Annotated in this window: 1 protein-coding gene; it reads left to right on the plus strand. The window is 68.5% G+C overall.

Features of this window, described 5'->3' with window-relative positions:
* A partial coding sequence (locus tag AB0399_RS40460) for an IS4 family transposase (protein ID WP_366414695.1) occupies positions 1-1216 on the plus strand: 1216 nt, incomplete at its 5' end.
* Between the last annotated feature and the right edge of the window lie 196 nt (positions 1217-1412).

Consider the following 1412-nt stretch of genomic DNA (forward strand, 5'->3'; position numbering starts at 1 on the left):
GTCGGGGGTTGAGCGGTTCTCGGATCGGATCGCGTTGGGGGTGCTCACGCGGGCTTTCCCGCCCGAGTTGATCGACGAGGTCGTCGCCGAGTGTGGTCGGGTCGAGCAGCGGAACCGGCTGTTGCCGGCTCGGGTGGTGATGTATTTCGTCCTGGCGATGTGCCTGTTCTTCGGGCAGGGCTACGAGGAGGTGGCCCGGTTGTTGGTGCAGGGGCTGGAGCGTGAGGGCCGTTGGGTGAAGGCCTGGCGGGTGCCGACCACCGGGGCGATCGGCCGTGCGCGTCTGCGGCTGGGGCCGGAGCCGTTGCGGGTCTTGTTCGACCGGGTCTGCCGACCGGTGGCGGTCCCGCGGACCCCGGGTGCCTGGTATGGCCGGTGGCGGCTGGTCGCGGTGGACGGCACCGTCTTCGACGTGCCGGACACGGCCGCGAACGCGGAGTTCTTCGGGCGTCCGGGCAGCAGCCGCGGGCAGGGCAGGAGCGCGTATCCACAGGTGAGAGTAGCGGCCTTGGCCGAGTGCGGCACCCATGCCGTGTTCGCGGCTGAGGCCGGCCCGTTGTCGGTGCATGAGACCGCCCTGGCCCGGCGGATCTTCCCTGCTTTGACCGGGGACATGCTCGTACTGGCCGACCGGGGTTTTTGCGGCTTGGACCTGTGGCGGGCGGCCAAGGCCGGAGGCGCTGACCTGCTGTGGCGGGTGCGGAGCGTCATCGTGCTGCCGGTCCTGGCCGCGTTGGAGGACGGCTCTTATCTCTCGCAGATCGTCGCCACCCGAGACAAACACCGCCGAGCCGACCCCGAACAGGTTCGAGTGATCGAGTACACGCTCGGTCCGGGCGGGGCTGACGGGGACGTCTACCGGCTGATCACCACCATCCTCGACCCCGCCGACGCCCCGGCGGGCGAACTCGCCGCCCTCTACGCCCAGCGCTGGGAGATCGAGAACACACTCGATGAGATCAAGAACCATCAGGGCAGCCCCGGGATCGTATTGCGCTCCCAGCACCCCCGCGGGGTCGAACAGGAGATCTTCGCGTTCCTGCTGGTCCACCACGCCCTACGGGACCTCATGCATCACGCCGCCATACACGCCGGACACGACCCCGACCGGATCTCCTTCACCCGCACCCTGCGCATCGTCCGCCGCCACGTCACCGGGCAGGCGGCACTTTCCCCCCTCCCGCCTGACCCACACACTCAGACAGAGTCTGCGTGAAATCACCGAACGGCCCCTACCCGCACGGCGGCCACGCTCCAACCCCCGCGTCATCAAACGCAAGATGTCGAACTGGGCACTGAAACGAGCCGAGCACAACCACCCGCCCCGCCCCAACACCCCCACCGTCCAACTGGTCGGCCCGACCAAAGCCAACCCAACCCGCCGGAAAATAACCTAAATCACCGGTATTGGG

The organism is Streptomyces sp. NPDC088194 (genome assembly GCF_040702025.1).
Lineage (GTDB): Bacteria > Actinomycetota > Actinomycetes > Streptomycetales > Streptomycetaceae > Actinacidiphila.